The sequence below is a fragment of the Halorubrum tibetense genome (assembly GCF_042661865.1).
GTDB classification, from domain to species: domain Archaea; phylum Halobacteriota; class Halobacteria; order Halobacteriales; family Haloferacaceae; genus Halorubrum; species Halorubrum tibetense.
The window spans coordinates 1-2247 of record NZ_JBHSWW010000342.1 but is presented as its reverse complement, the minus strand read 5'-3'; the positions used below and the strand labels follow the sequence as shown (position 1 = coordinate 2247).

At 71.5% G+C, this 2247-nt stretch carries 2 protein-coding genes and 2 pseudogenes; all 4 read right to left on the bottom strand.

What is annotated here, in order from left to right; genetic code table 11:
• Positions 1–187 (bottom strand): annotated as a pseudogene (locus tag ACFQEU_RS14760) (DNA primase); the annotation flags it as partial.
• Positions 184–1221, bottom strand: coding sequence for an Mrp/NBP35 family ATP-binding protein (locus ACFQEU_RS14755; RefSeq protein WP_379783387.1), 1038 nt, complete (start codon positions 1219–1221; stop codon positions 184–186). The gene ACFQEU_RS14755 and the pseudogene ACFQEU_RS14760, both read right to left, overlap by 4 nt.
• A gap of 84 nt (positions 1222–1305) precedes the next feature.
• Entirely contained in the window at positions 1306–2088 is a 783-nt protein-coding gene (locus ACFQEU_RS14750) for an isopentenyl phosphate kinase (RefSeq protein ID WP_379783385.1), read from the bottom strand.
• A pseudogene (locus ACFQEU_RS14745) lies at positions 2085–2247 on the bottom strand (mevalonate kinase); the annotation flags it as partial. The pseudogene ACFQEU_RS14745 and the gene ACFQEU_RS14750, both read right to left, overlap by 4 nt.

Genomic DNA, 2247 nt, shown 5'->3' with positions numbered 1-2247 from the left:
CGGCTGCCGCCGACTCCGGGACGGCGGGGTCGAAGCCGGCCGCGTCGAGCGGGTCGGCGTGATCCGTCTCCGCCTCGTCCTCTGCCCGGTCCGTCTCCGCCTCGTCCTCTGCCCGGTCCGTGCCCGTGTCGTCGGGACCGGTATCACTCTCGTCGTCCCCATCACCGGCGTCCGTCCCCCCGGTCATCGGCCGTCGACCACCTCCCGACGCCGCACGACGCCAGCGTTGTTCGCGACGTTCTCGACGAGCACGCGGAACGCGTCGGCGGTGTCGCCCTCCCCGAGCACGACCGGCGCACCGTCGTCGCCGCCGGTCCGTACGTCGGGGTCGAGCGGGATCCCGCCGAGGAACGGGAGGTCGTGGTCGGCGGCCATCGCCTTCCCGCCGCCGGAGCCGAAGATCTCGTGGAACCCGCCGCAGTCCGGACACCGGAACCCGGCCATGTTCTCCGCGATCCCGAGCACGTTCGTGTCGTGTTTGCCGAACATCCGAAGCCCCTTCACCGCGTCGTCGAGCGCGACCTCCTGAGGCGTCGTGACGATCACCGCCCCGGTCAGCGGTAGCGTCTGAAGGATCGTGAGCTGGGTGTCGCCGGTTCCCGGCGGGAGGTCCATCACGAGGTAGTCGAGCTCGCCCCACTCGACATCCTCGACCAGCTGCGTGATGATCTTGTGGACCATCGGGCCGCGCCAGATCACGGGGTCGTCCTCGCCGGTGAGGAAGTCCATGCTCATGAGCTTCATCCCGTATCGTTCGGGCGGCACGATCGTCTCGCCGTCGGTCTGCGGGCGCTCCTCGGCCGAAACCATCCGCGGGACGTTCGGCCCGTACACGTCGGCGTCGAACAGGCCGACGCGCGCGCCGAGCTCGGCGAGGCCGGCCGCGAGGTTCACCGCCACCGTCGACTTGCCGACACCGCCCTTCCCGGACGCCACCGCGATCACGTTCTGAACGCCCGGGAGCACCTGATCGGACGCGTCGAGGGTGTCGGGGATCGACGCCGACAGCTCCACGTCGAGTCCCGTGTCCGCCATCGCCTCGCGGACGTCGTCCGCGATCCCCGATTCGTGTGGCGAGAACGGTGCGCCGAGCGCGAGCGAGATCCGCGCGGTTCCGCCTTCGATCGTCACGTCGTTCACCAACCCCAGCGAGACGATGTCGTCGCCGAGGTCCGGGTCCCGGACCTCGCGGAGGCGATCGCGTACCTCGGTGTCGTCCATACGTGGATCGAGACGCGAGACGTGAATAAGGGTTCCTCACCGCGACAGTATCGTCCCCGGCCGGGGGTCGCGGAGCCGCGGCCGCTACCCGATCCGGGTCCCGGGCTCCTCCCCGCGGAGGAACGCCACCAACCCGTCCGCGCCGAACACGGACGCGGGCGCGTCGAGCGCGAGGAGCTCCCGTACCTTCGCCGCCATCCCTCCCGAAACGTCCGTCGCGTCGCTCCCGTCGAGCGCGTCCGCGACCGCTTCGACGGTGTCGATCCGCCTGATCACCTCGCCATCGCCGTCGAGCACGCCCGGAACCGTCGAACAGACCCCTACGCGGCGGGCGTCGAGAGCGGTCGCCAGCTCGACGACGATCTCGTCGCCGGAGACGACCGTCACGCCGGCGTCCGCGGTCGCGACCCCGTCGCCGTGGAGGACCGGAACGAACCCCTCCTCGAGCAGCGTCGCCGTCGACCCGATGGGGAGGTCCAGCTCGCCGTTGACCCCGTCCGGCCTGGCAGCGAGCGAGAGCGGGTGTACCGGGACCGCCGGTACGTCGCGCTCGTGGAGGCGCGCGAGGACGAGCTGGTTGAGCGTCGTCATCGCGCCGTGGACGTCCATCACCGCCCCCACGTCACCCGTTCCCGTCGTCGTCGAGACCCCGTGCTCGCTGGCGTGGTGGTGCCCGAAGCTCCCGCCGCCGTGCACGACGACGAGCCCGTCGACCGTGCCCTCGGAGAGCGCGGCCGCGACCGCGTCGCAGGCGTCCGCCAACGACTCGCCGTCGAGCGTCTCCGGGCGGTCCTTCTCCGTGATGAGGCTCCCGCCGAGCTTGAGGACGACGGTGTCGCCCGCTCCGGTCTCACGGTGTTCGTTCACGACTCCACCACGCGAACGCCCTCGGTCGCCAGCTCGGCCCGGAACGCGTCCTCACAGCCCTGGGTGAACGAGAGGGCCGTCGGCGTCTCCTCGGACGGGTCGAGCGCGACGATACAGCCGCCGCCGCCGGCACCCGTGAGCTTCGCACCGTGCGCCCCG